The organism is Microcystis sp. M53598_WE2 (genome assembly GCF_030067735.1).
In the GTDB taxonomy this organism is placed as follows: domain Bacteria; phylum Cyanobacteriota; class Cyanobacteriia; order Cyanobacteriales; family Microcystaceae; genus Microcystis; species Microcystis aeruginosa.
The window spans coordinates 1-1669 of sequence record NZ_JASJFE010000904.1 but is presented as its reverse complement, the minus strand read 5'-3'; the positions used below and the strand labels follow the sequence as shown (position 1 = coordinate 1669).

The following is a 1669-nucleotide window of genomic DNA, read 5'->3' as shown; positions in this document are numbered from 1 at the left end:
TTAAGTACCTAAGCAAAATTAATTACACATCTAAGCCACTACTCCGTCAGACTTCTGGTGTGAGGAAACAGTGAACTGAAAACTCAAATCCGATCCCTAATAGCTGTCTCGGAGTCTCCCGTCTCGGAGTCTCGGAGTCTCGGAGTCTCCTGTCTCGGAGTCTCGGAGTCTCGGAGTCTCGGAGTCTCGACTAGGAAATTAATTTTGCACGACTACTTATCAAAGCACGGCTCAAGGGATTGAAGGAGGAACTCTCATGAGTGAAGAACAATTTGAACTGGTACAAGGTAGCGGGAATGTGTACCGCGATTTTGGCGATGTAGATGCGGACGTGCGACAAGCGAAAGCACTGCTTGCTGCTGAAATTATCAAGGTTCTGGAGAAGGAAGACTTATCAACCCGCGATGCTCAAGTGCGAACTGGAATTAATCACAGTGAATTTGTCCAGATTCGCCGTGCTAATTTGGGACGCTTTACTATTGACCGTTTGATCTCAATTTTGGGTCGTCTCAATCAACAGGTTGAAATTACTATTACGACCCATCCAAGAACCACTGATTCTTCACCAATGGCATCCTAACTGTAATTGAGTGTGGGTCGATGGGAACGACTGCGCCACCAAGCTAGTAGGGTACTAGCGATAAAAATACTCGAATAGGCCCCGGCTACGAAACCAATAATTAAAGCTGTTGACAGCGATCGATGTGGTATAAACTTGATATGTCCTTCAGAAGTTTAAGGGGAAATTATGGAACCTCGTAAAAGACTCCCTCAGAGTGTTATAGTCGTCGCTGTGATCCAGCTTATCTTTTCTCTGTTTGGTGTCATAGCAGGTTTACTTCTAATGTTTGGTGGAGCGATCCTTGGTGGACTGTTGGCTGGAAATACTTCAGACGCGGCCATATTGTCATTTATCGGATTTTTACTCGCTTTACTACTTTCTTCGCTTAGCATTGTCCAATTTGCCTCCAGTATTGGTTTATTCTCAATTCAGAAGTGGGCTTGGTATGGCACGGTAGTTACTCAAGCAATCGGCTTGCTTTTAAATGTTATTTGGATCTTCACGGGTAATCTCCCGGCTATTTTTGGAGTAGCGATCGGGATTGCCATTCTTTGGGTCATGCTTCAATTTGATACTCGGCGTGTTTTTGGATTAAGGATATGACCTAGTGAAAAGCTTTGAGAATTCTAATAAGGAAGCAATTAACAGATTTTGGGATTTAGGTAGTTTCATGGTTTTGTCCTCTGAGAAAAGTTAATTAAAATGGCACATTTTTGTTGGTAGCTTAGTAGTTGATTTGACGTTAAAAAAAGTAACTGTTGGTTGTGTTGGGTTTCGTTCCTCAACCCAACCTATACGCTAACCTACTATAATGTTACCGATCGACACTATATGAATTATGCACAATGATCAACCCCAGAATCTAGACGGCAGCCGTTTGGCTAATGGGATTGATGACGATAAATTGTTCGGGATAGAGAATAACATTTTCATAATTATAACCCGTTACTGAACTATCATCAGGAATCCCTAAATCAACGGCGTAACCTTCAGGATTTTCATAGCATTCAATAATACTACCTTCTGTTCCTTTGGGAATAAGACGCTCACCAAAATCAGCACTAATATCTACTAATGTTACAATTCCATCATACAGTTTTGCTTTCA

General features: G+C 41.9%; 3 protein-coding genes and 1 pseudogene. 2 read left to right on the top strand and 2 right to left on the bottom strand.

Going from position 1 to position 1669, the window contains the following annotated elements:
• The first annotated feature begins 256 nt into the window (after positions 1–256).
• A complete protein-coding gene (locus tag PX636_RS18445; protein WP_002752110.1) occupies positions 257–580 on the top strand; it encodes a helix-turn-helix domain-containing protein in 324 nt (107 codons plus the stop codon).
• Here the strand turns inward: PX636_RS18445 and PX636_RS18440 are convergent.
• Positions 577–687, bottom strand: a pseudogene (locus PX636_RS18440) (protein translocase subunit SecF); the annotation flags it as partial. The gene PX636_RS18445 and the pseudogene PX636_RS18440 sit on opposite strands and share 4 nt — an antisense overlap.
• 61 nt (positions 688–748) lie before the next feature.
• On the opposite strand from PX636_RS18440, the gene PX636_RS18435 reads away from it, so the two are divergent.
• Positions 749–1165, top strand: a complete 417-nt coding sequence (locus PX636_RS18435; protein WP_002800709.1) for a hypothetical protein — start codon at positions 749–751, stop codon at positions 1163–1165.
• A 259-nt stretch (positions 1166–1424) separates the two neighbouring features.
• On the opposite strand, the gene PX636_RS18430 is transcribed toward PX636_RS18435, so the two are convergent.
• The coding region (locus PX636_RS18430; RefSeq protein WP_288118216.1) for a hypothetical protein at positions 1425–1669 on the bottom strand (245 nt) is incomplete at its 5' end.